Below are 18,356 nucleotides of genomic sequence, written 5' to 3'. Positions count from 1 at the left end.
CCTCTGTATCCAGAGGCAGCTTTTGCCATAATGGCGCCGTTTTCGTACTTCCCAATAGGCCCGATATGCTGGAAAACCCCCACACCCCCGTCAAAGACACTGCCCCCACCGGCACCCAGACCCTGCTGCGCGGACTGGGCGTGGTGCAAGCGGTGGCGGCGGGCGCGCGGGATCTCAAGGAGATCGCCCGGCGCATCGGCACCACCCGCAGCACCACGCACCGCTTGGCCAGTTGCCTGGTGGAGGAGCGTTACCTGCGCGTGGTGCCGCAAGTCGGTTACCTGCTGGGGCCGAAGCTGATCGAGTTGGGCTTCCAGGCCCGCGAAGAACTGCCCTTGGTCAACCTGGCGGTGCCTTACCTGGACGAGTTGTCAGCCCTCACCGGCGACACCATCCACCTGGCGATTCGCGAATACGACGAGGTGCTCTACCTGCACAAGAACCCCGGTCGTAACGGACCGGAAATGCGCTCGCGGGTGGGTCATCGCATGCCGCTGGCGCGCACCGGCATAGGCAAAGCGTTGATGCTCGATGACGGCGTGGAAGAGTGGCGGCGGCTGTACCACGTCAGCCTGCCAGCGGGGGGCAAGAACCTGCAGTGGCCGCAGCACCCCGAGCAATCTTGGGCGCAGTTCGAGCAGCGCATGCATGAATACGTGGTGGGCGGTTATGCGTTCGATCTGGAAGACAACGAACCGTCGATCCGTTGCGTCGCCGCACCGGTGCGCGATGCCAGCCGGCGAATCGTCGCCGGCATCAGCATCGCCAGTACCGTGCCCTACATGCCGCTGGAGAAAATGGCCGAGCTGATCCCTGTGATCAAACAGATCGCGGCTCGGCTCTCGGCGGAACTGGGCGCGAAGGCCTGATCAGGCCTTCAGGGTCGCCATGTCGATGACGAAGCGGTACTTCACATCACCGGCGATCATCCGCGTGTAAGCCTCGTTGATCTGGCGGATGTCGAGCATCTCGATGTCGCAGGTGATCCCATGCTCGGCGCAGAAATCCAGAACTTCCTGGGTTTCGGCAATGCCACCGATCAGCGAGCCGGCCAGCACTTTGCGGCCCAACACCAGTTTGGCGGCATTGACGGGCGGGTCCACCGGCTCGATCAAGCCGACCAGGATATGCACGCCGTCAAAGCGCAGCACATCGAGGTAGGGGTTCAGGTCGTGCTGCACCGGGATGGTGTCGAGCAGGAAGTCGAAATGCCCGGCGGCGGCTTTCATCTGCTCGGCATCGGTGGACACGATCACATGGTCGGCGCCCTGGCGACGGCCTTCTTCGGCTTTGCTCGCCGAACGTGTGAACAGCGTCACTTCGGCGCCCATGGCCTTGGCGAACTTGATGCCCATATGGCCCAAACCGCCCATGCCGAGGATCCCGACCTTATCGCCGGCCTTGACGCCGTAGTGCTTGAGCGGCGAGTACGTGGTGATGCCCGCGCAGAGAATCGGCGCAGCGCTGGCCAGGTCGAGCTTGGCCGGGATCTTCACCACGAAGTGCTCGCTGACCACGATGCTGTCGGAGTATCCGCCCATGGTGTTGCTGCCGTCCACGCGGTCCGGGGTGGCGTAGGTCATGGTCGGGCCTTCGAGGCAGTATTGCTCGAGGTCCGATTGGCAGGCTTCACAGTGGCGGCAGGAGTCGACCATGCAACCCACGCCGACCAGGTCACCGACCTTGTGCGCGGTAACGCTGGCACCGACAGCGGTGACTTTGCCGACGATCTCGTGGCCGGGCATCAGCGGGTAAACGGCAATGCCCCATTCGTTGCGCGCCTGGTGGATATCGGAGTGGCACACGCCGCAGTAGAGAATCTCGATAGCCACGTCATCGGCACGTGGGCTGCGGCGTTCGAACGACACGGGGGCGAGGGGAGTGGTGGCCGACTGGGCGGCGTAACCGATGGCGGTGTACATAGAGAAACCTCGCAAAAGCAGTGACAAGTGAGGCGGGCCATTCTCCGCGCCACCCTCGGATGCGGCCATGGTGATTGCTCCGAGTCTCATGCCTATTCGTCCGGGCGTGCCCTTGGTTTGGATCTACCGGCCGCCAGATCTGCGATGATGCTCCCATCCCTTTTTCGCGAAGTTTTTTGCCATGTTGTTGACCCGCCATCTCGACGCGAATGCCGCGTTGGTCGCCTTGATAAAGGGGCTCACGCCTCGCGACGGTTTCTCCCCGACAAATCTGCCCGGCGTGAAAGTCTTACGCGCCAGTTGCGATGTGGCGCGCGGGCCGCAGATTTACGAGCCGAGCCTGATGATCGTGGCCCAGGGCAGCAAAGTCGCCTATCTCGGCCCGCGCACCCTGGAATACGGTGCCGGGCATTACCTGATCCAGGCGATGCCGGTGCCGTTTGAATGCGAGACGTTTGCCCTGCCGAATGCGCCGCTGTATGGCGTCACCGTCGGCATTGACCGCGTGGTGCTTGGCGAACTGGTCATGGCCATGGGCATACAGGCCGGACCGCCGCCGGCGGCGCAGACCCTGGAATCGATGAGTTCGGTGGTGCTCGATGACGCCATGCGCGGGTGTGTCGAACGGCTGTTGCAGTGCCTGCACGATCCGCTGGAGAGCCGGATCATGGGGCCGGCTCGGGTGCGTGAATTATTGTTCACTGCACTGCGCGGTCCCCAGGCCGATGTGTTGCGTGCGTTGGTGGAACAGCAGGGACAGTTTTCGCGCATCGCCACGTCATTGAATCACCTGCATGCCCATTACGCCGAGCCGCTGAACATCGAGACGTTGGCCGGTTATGCGCACATGAGTGCATCGACCTTTCACGAACACTTCAAGCGCTGCACGCTGTTGTCGCCGGTGCAGTATCTCAAGCGCTTGCGGCTATTGAAGGCCCAGCAACTGCTGCTGGTGGAGGGGGTGAGCGTGGCGCAGGCGGCGCATGGCGTGGGGTATCAGAGTACGTCGCAGTTCAGTCGCGAGTATAAACGCTACTTCCTGCGTAACCCCGGTGAAGAGCGCGCTGCCTAGATCTCGCTGACTCCATGTGACCAAAATGTGGGAGGGGGCTTGCTCCCGATAGCGGTGCATCAGTCAGCCAAATTGTGACTGACCCACCGCCATCGGGAGCAAGCCCCCTCCCACATTTTTAATTGATGCTGGCCATAAAAAAGGCTCCCACTTGGGGAGCCTGGTTTGGCTTACATATTCGGGTAAGTCGGCCCACCCGCACCTTCCGGTGTCACCCAGGTGATGTTCTGCGAAGGGTCCTTGATGTCACAGGTCTTGCAGTGCACGCAGTTCTGGGCGTTGATCTGGAAGCGTTTCTCACCGTCTTCCTTGGTGACCACTTCGTATACGCCGGCCGGGCAGTAGCGCTGCGCCGGTTCATCGTAGAGCGGCAGGTTGGTGCCGATCGGGATGCTCGGGTCCTTGAGCTTCAGGTGGCAGGGCTGTTCTTCTTCGTGGTTGGTACCGGAGATGAACACCGAGCTCAGCTTGTCGAAGCTCAACTTGCCGTCGGGTTTGGGGTAGTCGATCTTCTGGCTGTCTTTGGCCAGCTTGAGGCAAGCGTAGTCCGGCGTGGTATCGCGCAGGGTGAAGGGGATCTTGCCGCCAAAAATATTCTGGTCGAGCCAGTTGAACCCGCCGCCGAGGATGGCGCCGTATTTGTGCACCGCCGCGCCGAAATTGCGGCTGGCGAACAGTTCTTCGTACAGCCAGCTGGCTTTGAAGCTGTCGACATACCCAGTCAGTTCATCACCGCCCTCGGATTCGGCAAACAGGCGGTCGGCTACCGCATCGGCGGCGAGCATGCCGGACTTCATCGCAGTGTGGCTGCCTTTGATCTTGGCGAAGTTCAGGGTGCCGAGGTCGCAGCCGATCAGCGCGCCGCCCTTGAAGATCATCTTCGGCAGCGAATTCAGGCCGCCTTTGGCGATAGCGCGGGCGCCGTAGCTGACGCGCTTGCCGCCTTCCAGGTACTGGGCCAGCACCGGGTGGTGCTTGAGGCGCTGGAATTCATCGAACGGCGACAGGAAAGTGTTGCTGTAGGACAGGTCGACGATCAGGCCGACCACCACCTGGTTGTTTTCCAGGTGATAAAGGAACGAGCCACCGGTGTTCTCGTTGCCCATGATATCCAGCGGCCAACCGGCGGTGTGCACCACCAGGCCTGGCTGATGTTTGGCCGGGTCGATGTCCCAGATTTCCTTGAGACCGATGCCGTAATGCTGGGCGTCGGCGTCGCTGCCCAGGTTGAAACGCTGGATCAGTTGCTTGCCGATATGCCCACGGCAGCCTTCGGCGAACAGCGTGTACTTGCCACGCAATTCCATGCCCGGCGTGTACAGGCCTTCCTTGGGCTTGCCTTCGCGGTCGACGCCGAGGTCGCCGGTGATGATGCCACGCACCACGCCGCTTTCATCGAACAGCGCTTCCTGGGCGGCAAAGCCCGGGTAGATTTCCACGCCCAGGTTCTCGGCCTGCTGGGCGAGCCAGCGGCACAGGTTGCCCAGGGAGATGATGTAGTTGCCTTCGTTGTGCATGGTCTTGGGCACAAAGAAGTCCGGAACCTTGGTGGAGGTCTCGCTGCTGCGCAGTACATAGATGTCGTCACGCACCACGGGGGTGTTGAGCGGCGCGCCGAGGGCTTTCCAGTCCGGGAACAGTTCGTTCAGCGCGCGCGGTTCGAAGACCGCGCCAGAGAGGATGTGTGCGCCCACTTCGGAGCCCTTCTCGACCACGCAGACGCTGATTTCCTTACCGGCTTCGGCGGCCTTCTGCTTCAGTCGGCAGGCGGCGGACAGGCCAGCCGGGCCAGCGCCGACGATGACCACGTCGAATTCCATGTATTCGCGTTCCACAGGCTATCTCCTACTCAAGGCTCAACAGGCTTTTTTCTAATGGGTGGAGGTTCGGTACGGCCCTGCAGCAACGGCAAGACCCACCTTTCTCTCTAGGTGGCGCATTATATCTACACCACTGGCAGCGTCCAATACAAACGTTTGTTTGAATTGCCCGCAGCCTAGGTAAATCAAAGCAACGCGGCTTATGACTGACCATTTTGCCGTATTGACCAGAATAGGCGTTCCGGTCAATATACGGTCGGTTTTGCGCTTACCGTAGGCAGACTGCAGGTTTCAAGAGCACGTCCAAAAAGTATGACAGGTGACGCGCGCCCTACGATGGCGCGCAGTTTACACGCTGCGATAAAGAATGACTTCCCAGTCACCCCTGACGGACGGTCATCATTTCCCCATCGCTGAGTCACTGGCCGACGTTTTTGGAGGTGCCCTTGTGTGCCGATGAGCATCAACCGCCAGGCTTGCCTAGGCGACTTTCTTTTCACCGGAGAGTAACGAGGAATCCATGAAGGTTCTTGTAGCTGTCAAACGCGTTGTCGATTACAACGTGAAAGTTCGCGTCAAGGCGGACAATTCCGGCGTCGACCTGGCTAACGTCAAGATGTCGATGAACCCATTCTGTGAAATCGCCGTGGAAGAAGCCGTACGCCTGAAAGAGAAAGGCGTGGCGACCGAGATCGTTGTGGTTTCCATCGGCCCGACCACTGCCCAGGAACAGTTGCGTACCGCCCTGGCACTGGGCGCCGACCGCGCCATCCTGGTCGAGTCCGCTGAAGAACTGACCTCCCTGGCCGTGGCCAAGTTGCTCAAGGCCGTTGTCGACAAGGAACAGCCTCAGTTGGTGATCCTTGGCAAGCAAGCCATCGACAGCGACAACAACCAGACCGGCCAGATGCTGGCTGCACTGACCGGTTACGGCCAGGGCACCTTCGCTTCCAAAGTGGAAGTGAGCGGCGACAAGGTTGCCGTGACCCGTGAAATCGACGGCGGCGCGCAGACAGTTTCCCTGAACCTGCCGGCCATCGTCACCACCGACCTGCGTTTGAACGAGCCGCGCTATGCGTCCCTGCCAAACATCATGAAAGCCAAGAAGAAGCCGCTTGAAGTGCTGACGCCTGACGCTTTGGGCGTTTCCACCACCTCCACCAACAAGACCGTCAAAGTCGAAGCGCCGGCTGCACGCAGCGCGGGCATCAAGGTCAAGTCTGTCGCCGAGTTGGTCGAGAAACTTAAAAACGAAGCGAAGGTGATCTGATAATGACTATCCTCGTAATCGCCGAACACGATAACAAGGTGCTGGCCCCGGCCACCCTGAACACCGTGGCCGCAGCCGTTAAAATCGGTGGCGACATCCACGTATTGGTAGCAGGCCAGGGCGCTGGCCCCGTGGCTGAAGCCGCCGCGAAAATCGCTGGCGTGAGCAAAGTGCTCAATGCAGACAACGCCGCCTACGAGCATCAGCTACCGGAAAACGTTGCCCCTCTGGTTGCAGAGCTGGGCGCTGGCTACAGCCACATCCTGGCCGCCGCCACGTCCAACGGCAAAAATATCCTGCCACGCGTTGCCGCGCAGCTGGACGTTGACCAGATCTCCGAGATCATCTCGGTCGAAAGCGCCGACACTTTCAAGCGCCCGATCTACGCCGGTAACGCCATCGCTACCGTACAGTCCAACGCTGCGATCAAAGTCATCACCGTACGTGCTACCGGTTTCGATCCGGTTGCCGCTGAAGGTGGTTCGGCATCGGTTGAAGCGGTTGCCGCCGCCCACGACGCTGGCACTTCCAGCTTTGTCGGCGAAGAGCTGGCCAAGTCGGATCGCCCTGAGCTGACGGCTGCCAAGATCGTCGTTTCCGGCGGGCGTGGCATGCAGAACGGTGACAACTTCAAGCACCTGTACGCCCTGGCCGACAAGCTGGGCGCAGCGGTCGGCGCCTCGCGCGCGGCCGTCGACGCAGGTTTCGTACCCAACGACATGCAGGTCGGCCAGACCGGCAAGATCGTGGCGCCACAGCTGTACATCGCCGTCGGTATCTCCGGCGCGATCCAGCATTTGGCCGGTATGAAAGACTCCAAGGTGATCGTTGCGATCAACAAGGACGAAGAAGCACCGATCTTCCAGGTAGCTGATTACGGCCTGGTGGCGGACTTGTTCGAAGCCATCCCCGAGTTGGAGAAGCTGGTCTAATCCAGTCGCTTCACTTATAAAGAGCCCGGTCTTGTGACCGGGTTTTTTTTTGACGTGTGGGAGCACCTCGCCATGCAATTGCGTCCTTTGATCCTGCTGGGTCTTGTGCTGCTGCCGACGTTGTCGCTGGCGGCGGGCAAATGCGAGCGCCTGGTGATCACCGGCAGCCCGGATGCACCGCCGTTGCTGTGGCGCGACCCGCAGGACCCGACCCACCTGATCGGCGCCACCGCCGATATGCTGCAACAGGTGGCCACAGAGCTCGGCCTGAAAATCGACCTGCTTTACGGCGGCAAACGCTCCCTGGCTCTGGATGAAGTGCGCAGTGGACGCATGGATATGCTCGCCGATGCGCCGTTGAACCTCGGCGAATTGCAAACCCTCGACTACATACACCCGGCCTTGATGCAGATCGATTACCTGGTCTGGACGCGCAAGGACTCGTCTTTGGTCTATAGCACCGCTGCCGACTTGCAGGGCCACAAGGGGGTCGTATCGGAGCGCGCGCGCTTGAGTGCGGGGTTCGAAACCGTTGCCAGCCAGCAATTGACCCTGCAGCGTCTGCCTGGCCTGACGCCGGCATTCCAGAAACTGTTGCTGGGAGAGGTGGACTATGTGCTCGCCAGCCGCTATTCCGGCATGGCCATGGCCCAGACCCTGGGCATGAGCGATGACCTGGTGGCGCGCGACATTCCGATCGACCAGCCTGGCCTGTACCTGGCGATTTCCCACAATTCCGCCTGCAATGATCCGTGGCTGCGCGGACAGCTGGCCAAAAAGATGACAGAATTGCCCGCGTCCGGTGTGGCGGAAACCGCGTTGCAGCGCAATCTCGAGCGCTGGAAGGCGCAATTGCAACAACCCGTCGGCACCCCAACAAAGTAGGGATTTTCAGTGACTCTTCGACCTCTTTTCGCGGCCCTTGCCGTTGTCGCTCTGGCGGGATGCGCCACCGATCCTGCGCCGACCGAACAAATGCGCCTGACCCAGCAAGCCCTGGAACAAGCCACAGCGGTCGGTGCCAATGCCGATGAATCGGCCGAGCTGAAACAAGCCGAAGACAAATTTGCCAGAGCCAGGGCCGACATGGCCGACCAGTCCTACAAACACGCGCGTATGCGGGCCGAACAGGCTGAGCTGGATGCGCGCCTGGCCGAGGCCAAGGTGCTGACCGGCAAGAGCCAGGAGCAATTGAACGTGGTCAACACCCGCATCGCCCGCCTGCGCAAGCAGTTGCAGCTGGGAGAAGCCCAATGAGCCCGACGATGCGTGGTTTGAGCGCTGTATTGCTGCTGAGCAGCGTAGCGTTGGGCGGTTGCGCCAGCCAGCCCACTGGCGAGCAGGCACTGCAACAGGCCAGCAGTGACTTTCAGCGGGTCAAGGAAGACGCCAATGTATTGCGTTTCGCGCCCAAGGATGTGATCCGCGCCGGTGAGTCCCTGGCGCGTGCCGATCGCCTGTCCAGCTACTGGGGCAGCGGCGCCGACGTGGTGCATTACGCCTACCTGAGCCAACGCTACAGTGCCATTGCCCGAGAACATACCGAGCAAGGGCTTAACGCCGAGCGCCTGGCCAAACTCGAGTTGGAGCGTCAACGCCTGCAACTGGCCTTGCGTGAGAGCAAGCTGGCCAGCGTGCAACAGCAGGGCAAGTGGGTGGAACAGCAAATCGCCAGCCTGACCACCCAGACCGACCGTGGCCTGGTGATGACCCTGGGCGACGTACTGTTCGATACCGGCGAAGCCGAGCTGCAGAACTCGGCCAACCGCACGGTGTTGAAGATCGTGCAGTTCCTGCAACTGAACCCCAGGCGCAAGGTGCGCATCGAGGGCTACACCGACAACACTGGTGGCGAGCACGACAACCTGAACCTGTCCCATGACCGCGCGCAATCGGTGGCAGACGTGCTGATTGACCTGGGCATCGACGAAAAACGCATTCAGGTTGAAGGGTATGGCGACAAATACCCCGTGGAGGCCAATGCGTCCGAACGTGGCCGCGCGCAGAACCGTCGCGTGGAAATTGTGTTCTCCGACGAAAAAGGCCAACTCGGCGCCGCTCGCTGAAGTCCGGCGCAACTCAAAATGTGGGAGGGGGCTTGCCCCCGATGGCGGAGTGTCAGTCACTGAAGTGTTGACTGAACTACTGCCATCGGGGGCAAGCCCCCTCCCACATTTTTCTGTATACACCTGAAAATTCTATTCACGACCCCTACAGTTTTTTCTGTCACTCCCGCCCGCGCTCGACTATTGTGGCAACTGTCCCCGTACACTTCTAAACTGTGCCGGTATGTTTCACACAAAAATAAAATACCCGTGAAATCGAGTGCTGCGTCATGACCAATCTGTTGCTTTACCAACGTATCGCCCAGCAACTGGCTGAGGATATTCGGCGTGGTGTTTATCAGCCGGGGGAGCGTGTGCCTTCGGTGCGCAAGATGAGCTCCCAGCTCAACGTGAGCCATGCCACGGTGCTGCAGGCCTACGCCAACCTGGAAGACCAGGGGCTGATCCGGGCGCGGCCGCAGTCGGGCTATTACGTGCACCAGACGCCGGCACTCACGGCGCCAACGCCGGACATCGCGCGGGTTGAACGCCCAGGGTTGGTCACCCGCAGCAGCATCATCCAGCAAGTGCTGGTCGAGTCGCGCCGTGAAGGCGTATTCCCGTTGGGCGCGGCGGTGCCGAGCGTGGATTACCTGCCGGTACGGGCGTTGCACCAACAGTTGGCCAAGGTCACGCGCTTCCAGAGCCCGCGTGCATTCAGTTACATGTTCAGCCCCGGTTTCGAACCGCTGCGCCGCCAGGTGGCGATTCGCATGCGCGATGCCGGCGTGGTGGTGGACCCGTCCGAAGTGGTGATTACCCACGGCTGCGTCGACGCGTTGCAGATGTCGCTGCGCGTGCTGACGCGCCCCGGTGACCTGATCGCCGCTGAGTCTCCGACCTACTACGGCTTGCTGCAGCTGGCCGACCTGCTCGGCCTCAAGGTCATCGAGATTCCCAGCGACCCGGCCACCGGCATGAGCCTGGAGGCCCTGCAACTGGCCGCCAACCAGTGGTCGATCAAGGCGCTGGTATTGACCACGCGCCTGAGCAACCCCTTGGGCGGCACCATGCCCGAAGAGCGGCAGAAACAGTTGCTGCGCCTGGCTTCGGATTTCGATATTCAAATTGTCGAGGATGATATCTACGGCGAGTTGATGTTCGAACTGGGCCGCACCAAGGCCCTGAAAGCCTATGACCGTCTTGACCGGGTCATCTATTGCTCGAGTTTTTCCAAGACCTTATCCCCCGGCGTGCGCATCGGCTGGATGATCGCCGGTAAGTACCAGCAGGAAATCCAGCGTTTGCAGATGTTCAGCACCCACTCCGCGTGCAGCGTCACACAGATGGGCGTTGCGGCGTACCTGGAGAACGGCGGTTACGACCGGCACCTGCGTTACATTCGCCAGGAATACCGCAAGAACCTCAGCGCTTTTCAGCTGGCGGTGCAGCAATATTTCCCCGAAGGCACCCAGATGACCCGTCCGACCGGCGGCTTTATTTTGTGGGTCAGTTTGCCCGGACGGGTCAATACCCAGGAACTGCACGTGCGTGCCCTGCAACAGGGCATCAGTATCGCGCCGGGGCTGATCTTCAGTAATACGGAACAGTTCAACCACTGTATCCGTCTCAATTGCGGCACCCCGTGGAACCGCGAGGCAGAGCGTGCGCTGATGACCCTGGGGATGCTTGCCAGCCAGTTATGCCAAGAGACGGCGGCGGGCCTTTGAGGGGCATAAAGGGGACAACATTGATCTCTGTGCTTGTCATGCCATGCACAACAAGCGAGCATATGGCCTTCTGCCGTTAATGCTGTGGCGATATGACCTCAATTTTTCGCGCTGTCTGGATGGTTGGCTTGATAAGTCTATGCAACGTCGGCACTGCGCTGGCGGCCGCGCCTGTGACGGACACCAAGCCTGCTGCAAGCGCCGAACAAAAGGCCGCTGCGAAAAAGCCGGCGCCGCAGGCGAAGAAGAAAACCGCCAAAGTAAAGAAGCGCGCACCGATTGCAAGCAAGTCCAAGTCTGCCCACGAAGTCGCCCAGACCAAGCTGCCACCGGCACAGTTGGACCTGTCCCTGCCTTCGGACATGGTCAGGCTGCTGCAACCCATCGGCACCATGCCCAAACCCAAGAGCGTGCCGTTATTGCCGCCGATGTTCAGTGAAAGACCGTCCGACAACAGCGCGTTCCAGATCAACGGCCGCTTGCTCAGCAACGAGATGAAGCTGCAGTTGCGCAACGAAGAACGACGTGACGTGGAAGGTGCCGCGCTGGATTTTGAATTCAAGCAATAACCCCCCGAGCATCAGTGACCCGCGCCACTGACCACCGGTCGTAGACTGGTCGGTCACTTCTGTTTTGTACGAAAAACCCCTGTTGGACCATTTTAAAACGGCTGTTTAAGGGCGTACTCTAGCCCGGCCATCCCATTGAGTCGTCGAGGACCTGTTGGTCATGAAATGCCGTGAAGGCTGTGGCGCTTGCTGCATCGCCCCCTCCATCAGTTCGCCGCTGCCGGGAATGCCCTACGGCAAACCTGCGGGCGAACGCTGCCTGCACTTGTCGGTCGAACAGCTATGCCAACTGTTTGGCCAAGCGGAGCGGCCAGCGGTGTGCAGTGATTTCAAGGCAGATATAGAGGTCTGCGGCAACGACCAGGCCGATGCGATCCGCCTGATCGGTTGGTGGGAGCAGATGACGGCGGCTTGATGGGCTTTACTATCGGAACTTCAACAACAAGGAATACAACGATGGGTTCGCTGAAACGAATGGCTGTGGTATGCGGTTTTACGATGATGTTCGCTGGCGCTGCCCAGGCTGAGGATTGGCAAGACGCCAAGAATGAGGACGGCATCAAGGTGTCCCTGAGCGAAGTCGCCGGCTCCAAGTACAAGGCCTATCGCGGTGTGGCTCTGATCAAGGCGCCTGTGGCGAAGATCCAGGCCCTGCAGGAAGATGTCGCCGGCGCCTGCGCGTGGATCCATGAGTGCAAATCCCAGAAACTGGTCGACAAGAAAGGCGATGAGGCCTGGACCTACACCCAGTTCAAGGCACCGTTCCCTGTGACGGATCGCGACTCGTATATCCATGTCACCACCACCAAGGCCGCTGACGGTACCGTTACCCGCACGTTGCAAGGGGTGCCGACGTACAAGCCGGAAGAAAAAGGCTATGTCCGGGTCGCCCAGGTAGAGGGTTTCTGGAAGCTGGTGCCCAAAGGCGCCAACGAGACCGAAGTGACCTACCAGGTGCACACCGAGCCAGGCGGCAGCGTGCCGTCGTGGTTGGCCAACAAGTTCGTGGTGGACGCACCGTTCAACACGCTCAAAGCGCTGAAGGAACACGCCGAGAAGTAAACGCGCCTGATCCGGTGCCTCCTGCCTTGAGTGGAACGTTTGGTGAAGCCTCAAGGTCCAGATAGATGTGAGCCCACACATGGGTTTTATCGAGGAGGCACCGATGCCGAAGTGGAACATTTCTTTCATCAATGACCGTGGCGAGCCGGTAGTCGAGCAGTTTGACTGCGATCATGAGCCGACGCTGGAAGAAGCTGCACAGCTGGTGCGCGTGCGTGTGTCGCCGGTATTGGAAAAGTTGGACCTCAACGATCTTGCCGATCGTGTCCCTGATCCCACGGTCAAGAGCTTGCACGATCAAAACGGTATCAAAGACCTCAAGGTCGAACCCTGCGCCTGAATATTCCCTGTAAGCGATCCATGCACCTCTGGTAGAGGTGATAGCTTCGCGTTACTCTGCAATCGAGATCAGCGAATGAATCGCTAAGGTCTGGTCTTGTCAGCTACATGCTTGTTTTCCTGCGGTGTCGTTATTGCCGTGGTGCCCGCGCCAGCAGCGCGCGGGTTTCAGGAAGCACGGAAAGTCTATCCATCAGTCTGAGGAGGACGTTTCATGAGCACAGCCTATCAAGAAGACATCAGCACCAACGTTCTGCGCCGCATGAAAGAAGGCGGCTTTGACTTTTCACGTTTTCACCCCATCGAGTTCTACGCGATTTTCCCGGATGAAGAACGGGCGCGCAGGGCTGCGGGTCGATTTCGCGGAGAATCCCTGAACGCCCAGGTCAGCGCCCGCGACGACGGTGCCTGGTACCTGGAACTGAGCAAAATCATGTCTGCAACGTACGACGGCATAGGAGACTTCGAGCAGGACTTTGAGGCAGTGGTGGAGCCGTTGGGCGGAATTATCGAAGGCTGGGGCGTCAAGCAGGAGGTACGTGGGTTACCCATGTAGCGTTTATGAGCAACACAGCGTATCGGCTGACCTTTTGGGTCGGCCGATTTTGTTTGGGCTCGGTAAAAATGTTCGGAATTTGCACTTTCCTGCACGCAAAAAAAAGCCACCCGAAAGGGTGGCTGAAGGGGAAGATCGAGGAGCCGATCACACGAGCCGGCACGTTACTGGTTGTGCAAAGGGTTTAGCTGTAGGACATGTCCTGTTCAGCTGATGGACGCGATTATCCGCACAAGCGTGCGGGCAATGAAATCAACTCTGACTATGCTGTTGATAGGCCAACGCCGCATTACGATGAGGCGTGTAGCGGGGCTGCGGTCATTCCACGCACCAGGACGGTGCGAGGGGAATTCGGAGATTATCCAATCCTTTGATTTTAAAGTGTTTATGCCGCTGGCACGGGCCTTGCGAAGGGTCTGTCGTCCGGGTGACAAGGAGTACGGCATGATCCGCACTTATTACGATGAAATGTACGATGGGGCAGGGCAGGTTCGTCCCCATTATCGCGAGTTCGCCCGTTGGCTGGCCGACACCCCTGCCGAACTGCTGGCCCAGCGTCGACGCGAGGCCGACTTGCTGTTCCACCGTGCCGGGATCACCTTCACGCTGTATGGCGACGAGCAAGGGACGGAGCGCTTGATCCCCTTCGACACCATCCCCCGCAGCATCCCGGCGAGCGAATGGCAAATGGTCGAGCGCGGCTGTATCCAGCGGGTCAAGGCGTTGAACATGTTCCTCGCCGACCTTTACCACGAACAACGCATCATCAAGGCCGGGATCATCCCCGCCGAACAGGTACTGGCCAACGAGCAATACCAGTTGGCAATGCAGGGCCTGGACCTGCACCGTGACCTGTATTCCCACGTTTCCGGGGTAGACCTCGTACGCGATGGCGACGGCACTTACTACGTGCTGGAGGACAACTTGCGTACGCCGAGCGGCGTCAGCTACATGCTCGAAGACCGCAAGATGATGATGCGCTTGTTCCCCGAGCTGTTCGCGGCCCAGCGTATCGCGCCGATTGACCATTACCCCAACCTGTTGCTCGACACCCTGAAGAGTTCCAGCCCCCTGGATAACCCCAGCGTGGTAGTGCTGACCCCTGGGCGTTTCAACAGTGCGTTCTTTGAACATGCCTTCCTCGCCCGGGAAATGGGCGTGGAGCTGGTGGAAGGCGCCGATCTGTTCGTGCGTGATGACCGCGTGTTCATGCGCACCACCGACGGGCCCAAAGCGGTGGACGTGATTTATCGCCGTCTCGACGACGCGTTTCTCGACCCGCTGGCTTTCAATCCGGCGTCGATGCTCGGCGTACCGGGCCTGCTTGCCGCCTACCGCTCGGGCAACGTGGTGCTGGCCAACGCCATCGGCACCGGGGTGGCGGATGACAAGTCTGTGTACCCATTCGTTACCGAGATGATCCGGTTTTACCTGGATGAAGAACCGATCCTGCAGAACGTTCCGACGTTTCAATGCCGTAAGCCCGATGAATTGTCCCACGTATTGGCCAACCTGCCCGAGTTGGTGGTCAAGGAAACCCAAGGCTCCGGCGGCTACGGCATGCTGGTGGGCCCGGCGTCCACGGCGGCGGAAATCGAATCCTTCCGCGCACGCATCAAGGCCAAGCCCCACGCCTACATCGCCCAGCCAACCCTGTGTTTGTCCACCTGCCCGACGTTCGTCGAAAACGGCATCGCCCCACGGCATATCGACCTGCGCCCGTTCGTGCTGTCGGGCAAGGAAACCCGCGTGGTGCCCGGTGGCCTGACCCGGGTGGCGCTGCGCGAAGGTTCGCTGGTGGTCAACTCGTCCCAGGGCGGCGGCACCAAAGACACCTGGGTGGTCGAGGATTGACACATGTTGAGTAGAACTGCCTCGGATTTGTATTGGATGTCGCGCTACCTGGAGCGCGCGGAAAACCTCGCGCGCATGCTCGATGTCAGTTATTCGCTGTCGCTGATGCCCCAGGACGGGCGCGGCGACGGCCTGCACGAATTGGCCATGCCGCTGTTGATCACCGGCACCCTGGAGGACTACCACGAGCGCCACGGTGAACTGCATGCCGAACGCCTGCTGCACTTTTTCGCCTTGGACGCTGCCAACCCGGCCAGCATCTACAGCTGCCTTGGCGCCGCACGGGCCAGCGCCCATGCGGTACGTGGGCGAATTACCGCCGACATGTGGGAAAACATCAACGCTACCTGGCTGGATATTCGCGATATCGCCCAACAGGGCTTGAGCCGCTACGGCATGAGCCGGTTTTGCGAATGGGTCAAGGAGCGCTCGCACCTGTTCCGCGGCGCCACCTACGGCACCATTATGCGTAACGATGCGTTTCGCTTTATCCGCCTGGGCACCTTCATCGAGCGCGCCGACAACACCCTGCGCCTGCTGGACGCGCGTTACGAAATGGCCGGCGACCAGGCTGCAACGGTCAGCGATGGCACGGCCCACGCCTACTATCAATGGAGCGCGCTGCTGCGGGCATTGTCGTCGTTCGAGGCCTACACCGAGATCTATCGGGATGCGCCGGGCGCCCGGCAAGTCGCCGAACTGTTGCTGCTGCGCGCTGATGTGCCGCGCTCGCTACGGGCTTGCAGCGAAGAGATCGACCAGATCCTCGCCAGCCTGCCGGGCCTCAACGGTCGCCCGGCCCAGCGTCTGGCCGCCGAGATGGACGCGCGCCTGCGCTTTACCGCCATCGATGAAATCCTCGAGGAAGGCCTGCACGCTTGGCTGACCGACTTTATCCCCTTGGTCCGCCAGTTGGGCGACGCCATCTACAGCTCCTACCTGGAGGCGGCATGAGACTCTCCATCAGCCACGAAACCACCTACCACTACGAAGACCAGGTGCGCGCCAGCATCCAATATCTGCGCCTGACGCCCCACGACAGTGAGCGCCAGCGTGTGCTGAGCTGGCAGCTCGATCTGCCGCGCCCCGTACGGGCGCAAGTGGACCCATTCGGCAACATCCTGCATGTGCTGACCCTGGACGAACCTCACGACGCCATCATCATCGGCGCCCGTGGCCAGGTGGATATCGACGAATTGAGTGAGGCTGAACACGAGAGCCAGTCAGCCTTTCCGTTCCTGCGCGGCACGCGCCTGACCGAGCCCGACGAAGCCCTGCGCGGTTTTGCCCAGCAACACTGCCACCAGCGGCGCGACCGCACGGCGCTGATCGACCTGATGCAGGCGCTGAACCAATCCATGGCCTACACGCCGGGCGCCACGGACGTCGACACCTGCGCTGCCGAGGCCTTCGCCGGCCGCGCGGGCGTGTGCCAGGACCATACCCATGCGTTCCTGGCCTGTGCGCGCAGCCTGGGGATTCCGGCGCGATACGTATCAGGGTATCTGTACACCGAAGACAGCACGCACCTGGCGAGCCATGCCTGGGCCGAAGCCTGGCTGGATAACGCCTGGTACAGTTTTGACGTGACCAACCAATTGGCCCGGCCGGAGCGGCACCTGAAACTCGCCGTGGGCCTGGACTACCTGGACGCCTGCCCGGTGCGTGGCATGCGCCGTGGGGGAGGGCATGAGCAGATGCATGCCAAGGTGTTTGTCGCGCCGACCCCGGTGGTTTCCGTGCAGCAGCAATAATCTTAAATACAACCCGCGCCCAGTGTGGGAGGGGGCTGTGTTGTTTCAGGAGTTTTGCAATGCGGCATGGCCGTGCGCCGGGCTGACTGACTGTACTCAATCCAAAATGTGGGAGGGGGCTTGCTCCCGATGGCGGTGTGTCAGTTACCGATAAGCTGACTGACACACTGCTATCGGGAGCAAGCCCCCTCCCACTTTTGATCTGCGCGAGCCTCAAGGCTGCTGCTTGCGCCCCGCCATATGCTGCAAATACCCCACCAGCAAATCCAACTCATGGTCCGGTAGCACACCGGCAGCAAACGCCGGCATTTTAGCCTGCGGCCAGTGCCTCATGCTTTGCGGGTCACGGATGTAGCGCTTGAGAAAATCACCGCTGAAATACTCGATGGGGCTGTAGGGAATATTCAAGTCAGGGCCCACTTGGGCATCGCCGCCGCCATTGAGGCGATGGCAAGCCAGACAGTTCTTCTGGAACACCGCAAAGCCTTGGTTGATCGGATCGTTGGCCGCCAACTGCGGATCAGGCAGCAGCGCCGGAAAACGCTCGGCGACCGTCTGCAGCTGCTTGATGCCGGAGATCTGAAACGGCCACTGTTCCGGGCTGATATGCCCGGCCTGCGGATCGGTCCACACCAGGTAGAACGGCCCCGCGCTCGGTTTTTCGTCTCCCAGCGCAGGCCATGGATGGGCCGGGTCTTCGACCGCCAGCCAGGCGCGAGCGCCAGTGTTTTCCAGCAGTGGCGCGGCGGCGAGTTCGGCGGCAAAACCGTCAAGGGCCACCGCTTGCACATGGCTCGCAGGGTTCAGGCCCGGTAGGAGACTCGCCAAGGGCACGGCCCGGTAGGTCATGGTGCGCTTGTAGGAAACGTCATCGACGATCTGCACCGTCCGCGCGTCCGGATGCTTGAGCAGGTCCGCCGTCTGCCAGGTCTTGCTGGCGTGGTCCAGTTCGATGGTCAGTTGCGCCGCCGAAGCGGGCAGGGTCAGCAACAGCGCGAGCAAGGCGAGGATCGATTTCAAAGGGCAGGCCGTTTCGAGGTGACGGGAGAACTACGATAGCGCAAATCTGCGCGCAAAAAGACAGCCCCTGCAACAGGACGACTATACGCAATGCCCCGGCAGGTGCTGCCAAACGCTGTAATCCCGATACTGTGTGCGCACGGAATAATTAGGTCGAGTCGTCACCCGATAACCTTGGTTAAATTGGGCAAGATCAGAATCAGTGTGGTGGCGAACAGAATAAGTCCCGCCTGACGTACTTTCGAATGTTTGAACATGGCTGACTGCCTTTTGTTGTTATTCCTGAACGTCAAATGCGTACCGGTTAATCCAGTATCGCGACCTGGCGAGAAACTTTTCTTACAACCGCTCCAGCAAAACCCGGCAGCAGCTTCTTACAGATTCAACCTTAGAGCCGTCGTTCTTCGGCGC

General features: G+C 60.5%; 19 protein-coding genes. 16 read left to right on the top strand and 3 right to left on the bottom strand.

Annotated features, from left to right (window positions below; all coding sequences use genetic code 11):
• Nucleotides 1-65 precede the first annotated feature (65 nt).
• Nucleotides 66-869, top strand: a complete 804-nt coding sequence (locus C4J91_RS20465) for an IclR family transcriptional regulator (RefSeq protein ID WP_124363989.1) — start codon at nucleotides 66-68, stop codon at nucleotides 867-869.
• Here the strand turns inward: C4J91_RS20465 and C4J91_RS20460 are convergent, their stop codons facing one another.
• Nucleotides 870-1,922, bottom strand: a complete 1,053-nt coding sequence (locus tag C4J91_RS20460; protein ID WP_124365198.1) for an NAD(P)-dependent alcohol dehydrogenase — start codon at nucleotides 1,920-1,922, stop codon at nucleotides 870-872.
• 181 nt (nucleotides 1,923-2,103) lie between these two features.
• On the opposite strand from C4J91_RS20460, the gene C4J91_RS20455 reads away from it, so the two are divergent.
• The gene (locus C4J91_RS20455; protein ID WP_124363988.1) at nucleotides 2,104-2,994 is read left to right on the top strand and encodes an AraC family transcriptional regulator; all 891 of its coding nucleotides are present in this window, start codon (nucleotides 2,104-2,106) and stop codon (nucleotides 2,992-2,994) included.
• Between the two features lie 170 nt (nucleotides 2,995-3,164).
• On the opposite strand, the gene C4J91_RS20450 is transcribed toward C4J91_RS20455, so the two are convergent.
• A complete protein-coding gene (locus C4J91_RS20450) occupies nucleotides 3,165-4,829 on the bottom strand; it encodes an electron transfer flavoprotein-ubiquinone oxidoreductase (protein WP_124363987.1) in 1,665 nt (554 codons plus the stop codon).
• Between the two features lie 505 nt (nucleotides 4,830-5,334).
• Here C4J91_RS20450 and C4J91_RS20445 point away from each other — a divergent pair.
• From C4J91_RS20445 to C4J91_RS20380, 14 genes are all read left to right on the top strand, one after another.
• Complete coding sequence (locus tag C4J91_RS20445) at nucleotides 5,335-6,084, top strand: electron transfer flavoprotein subunit beta/FixA family protein (protein WP_124363986.1); 750 nt, start codon at nucleotides 5,335-5,337, stop codon at nucleotides 6,082-6,084.
• A gap of 2 nt (nucleotides 6,085-6,086) precedes the next feature.
• Entirely contained in the window at nucleotides 6,087-7,016 is a 930-nt protein-coding gene (locus C4J91_RS20440; protein WP_124363985.1) for an electron transfer flavoprotein subunit alpha/FixB family protein, read from the top strand.
• A 72-nt stretch (nucleotides 7,017-7,088) separates the two neighbouring features.
• The gene (locus tag C4J91_RS20435) at nucleotides 7,089-7,901 is read left to right on the top strand and encodes an ABC transporter substrate-binding protein (protein ID WP_124363984.1); all 813 of its coding nucleotides are present in this window, start codon (nucleotides 7,089-7,091) and stop codon (nucleotides 7,899-7,901) included.
• 9 nt (nucleotides 7,902-7,910) lie between these two features.
• The gene (locus tag C4J91_RS20430; protein ID WP_124363983.1) at nucleotides 7,911-8,273 is read left to right on the top strand and encodes a DUF4398 domain-containing protein; all 363 of its coding nucleotides are present in this window, start codon (nucleotides 7,911-7,913) and stop codon (nucleotides 8,271-8,273) included.
• Entirely contained in the window at nucleotides 8,270-9,082 is an 813-nt protein-coding gene (locus C4J91_RS20425) for an OmpA family protein (protein WP_124363982.1), read from the top strand. Before C4J91_RS20430 ends, C4J91_RS20425 begins: the two co-directional genes overlap by 4 nt.
• A 269-nt stretch (nucleotides 9,083-9,351) precedes the next feature.
• Nucleotides 9,352-10,791 carry a PLP-dependent aminotransferase family protein gene (locus C4J91_RS20420; protein ID WP_124363981.1) on the top strand — a complete coding sequence of 480 codons (1,440 nt, stop codon included), beginning with the start codon at nucleotides 9,352-9,354 and terminating at the stop codon, nucleotides 10,789-10,791.
• A 92-nt stretch (nucleotides 10,792-10,883) separates the two neighbouring features.
• On the top strand, nucleotides 10,884-11,360 hold the full coding sequence (locus C4J91_RS20415) for a translation initiation factor 2 (RefSeq protein WP_124363980.1): 477 nt from the start codon (nucleotides 10,884-10,886) through the stop codon (nucleotides 11,358-11,360).
• 160 nt (nucleotides 11,361-11,520) lie between these two features.
• Nucleotides 11,521-11,775: a YkgJ family cysteine cluster protein gene (locus tag C4J91_RS20410; RefSeq protein WP_124363979.1), complete on the top strand. Its 255-nt coding sequence runs from the start codon at nucleotides 11,521-11,523 to the stop codon at nucleotides 11,773-11,775.
• 41 nt (nucleotides 11,776-11,816) lie between these two features.
• A complete protein-coding gene (locus C4J91_RS20405) occupies nucleotides 11,817-12,422 on the top strand; it encodes an START domain-containing protein (protein ID WP_124363978.1) in 606 nt (201 codons plus the stop codon).
• Between the two features lie 79 nt (nucleotides 12,423-12,501).
• Nucleotides 12,502-12,762: a hypothetical protein gene (locus tag C4J91_RS20400; protein ID WP_124363977.1), complete on the top strand. Its 261-nt coding sequence runs from the start codon at nucleotides 12,502-12,504 to the stop codon at nucleotides 12,760-12,762.
• A gap of 213 nt (nucleotides 12,763-12,975) precedes the next feature.
• Nucleotides 12,976-13,317: a ribonuclease E inhibitor RraB gene (locus tag C4J91_RS20395; protein WP_057721151.1), complete on the top strand. Its 342-nt coding sequence runs from the start codon at nucleotides 12,976-12,978 to the stop codon at nucleotides 13,315-13,317.
• A 444-nt stretch (nucleotides 13,318-13,761) separates the two neighbouring features.
• Entirely contained in the window at nucleotides 13,762-15,171 is a 1,410-nt protein-coding gene (locus C4J91_RS20390) for a circularly permuted type 2 ATP-grasp protein (RefSeq protein WP_124363976.1), read from the top strand.
• A gap of 3 nt (nucleotides 15,172-15,174) precedes the next feature.
• Nucleotides 15,175-16,125 carry an alpha-E domain-containing protein gene (locus tag C4J91_RS20385; protein WP_124363975.1) on the top strand — a complete coding sequence of 317 codons (951 nt, stop codon included), beginning with the start codon at nucleotides 15,175-15,177 and terminating at the stop codon, nucleotides 16,123-16,125.
• The gene (locus tag C4J91_RS20380) at nucleotides 16,122-16,925 is read left to right on the top strand and encodes a transglutaminase family protein (RefSeq protein ID WP_124363974.1); all 804 of its coding nucleotides are present in this window, start codon (nucleotides 16,122-16,124) and stop codon (nucleotides 16,923-16,925) included. Before C4J91_RS20385 ends, C4J91_RS20380 begins: the two co-directional genes overlap by 4 nt.
• A 213-nt stretch (nucleotides 16,926-17,138) precedes the next feature.
• Here C4J91_RS20380 and C4J91_RS20375 read toward each other — a convergent pair whose 3' ends face one another.
• Nucleotides 17,139-17,945, bottom strand: a complete 807-nt coding sequence (locus C4J91_RS20375; RefSeq protein ID WP_124363973.1) for a cytochrome c — start codon at nucleotides 17,943-17,945, stop codon at nucleotides 17,139-17,141.
• Between the last annotated feature and the right edge of the window lie 411 nt (nucleotides 17,946-18,356).

The organism is Pseudomonas sp. R3-52-08, from assembly GCF_003851745.1.
Taxonomy (GTDB): domain Bacteria; phylum Pseudomonadota; class Gammaproteobacteria; order Pseudomonadales; family Pseudomonadaceae; genus Aquipseudomonas.
Note: the sequence above shows the minus strand (reverse complement) of the source record. Positions and strands in the feature narration are given on the sequence as shown.

Bases quoted from the DNA above. Each gene is read 5' to 3' on its own strand.
- C4J91_RS20465 (WP_124363989.1), top strand. From the start codon at position 66: ATGCTGGAAAACCCCCACACCCCCGTCAAAGACACTGCCCCCACCGGC.
- C4J91_RS20460 (WP_124365198.1), bottom strand. From the start codon at position 1,922: ATGTACACCGCCATCGGTTACGCCGCCCAGTCGGCCACCACTCCCCTC.
- C4J91_RS20455 (WP_124363988.1), top strand. From the start codon at position 2,104: ATGTTGTTGACCCGCCATCTCGACGCGAATGCCGCGTTGGTCGCCTTG.
- C4J91_RS20445 (WP_124363986.1), top strand. From the start codon at position 5,335: ATGAAGGTTCTTGTAGCTGTCAAACGCGTTGTCGATTACAACGTGAAA.
- C4J91_RS20440 (WP_124363985.1), top strand. From the start codon at position 6,087: ATGACTATCCTCGTAATCGCCGAACACGATAACAAGGTGCTGGCCCCG.
- C4J91_RS20435 (WP_124363984.1), top strand. From the start codon at position 7,089: ATGCAATTGCGTCCTTTGATCCTGCTGGGTCTTGTGCTGCTGCCGACG.
- C4J91_RS20425 (WP_124363982.1), top strand. From the start codon at position 8,270: ATGAGCCCGACGATGCGTGGTTTGAGCGCTGTATTGCTGCTGAGCAGC.
- C4J91_RS20420 (WP_124363981.1), top strand. From the start codon at position 9,352: ATGACCAATCTGTTGCTTTACCAACGTATCGCCCAGCAACTGGCTGAG.
- C4J91_RS20415 (WP_124363980.1), top strand. From the start codon at position 10,884: ATGACCTCAATTTTTCGCGCTGTCTGGATGGTTGGCTTGATAAGTCTA.
- C4J91_RS20410 (WP_124363979.1), top strand. From the start codon at position 11,521: ATGAAATGCCGTGAAGGCTGTGGCGCTTGCTGCATCGCCCCCTCCATC.
- C4J91_RS20405 (WP_124363978.1), top strand. From the start codon at position 11,817: ATGGGTTCGCTGAAACGAATGGCTGTGGTATGCGGTTTTACGATGATG.
- C4J91_RS20400 (WP_124363977.1), top strand. From the start codon at position 12,502: ATGGGTTTTATCGAGGAGGCACCGATGCCGAAGTGGAACATTTCTTTC.
- C4J91_RS20395 (WP_057721151.1), top strand. From the start codon at position 12,976: ATGAGCACAGCCTATCAAGAAGACATCAGCACCAACGTTCTGCGCCGC.
- C4J91_RS20390 (WP_124363976.1), top strand. From the start codon at position 13,762: ATGATCCGCACTTATTACGATGAAATGTACGATGGGGCAGGGCAGGTT.
- C4J91_RS20385 (WP_124363975.1), top strand. From the start codon at position 15,175: ATGTTGAGTAGAACTGCCTCGGATTTGTATTGGATGTCGCGCTACCTG.
- C4J91_RS20380 (WP_124363974.1), top strand. From the start codon at position 16,122: ATGAGACTCTCCATCAGCCACGAAACCACCTACCACTACGAAGACCAG.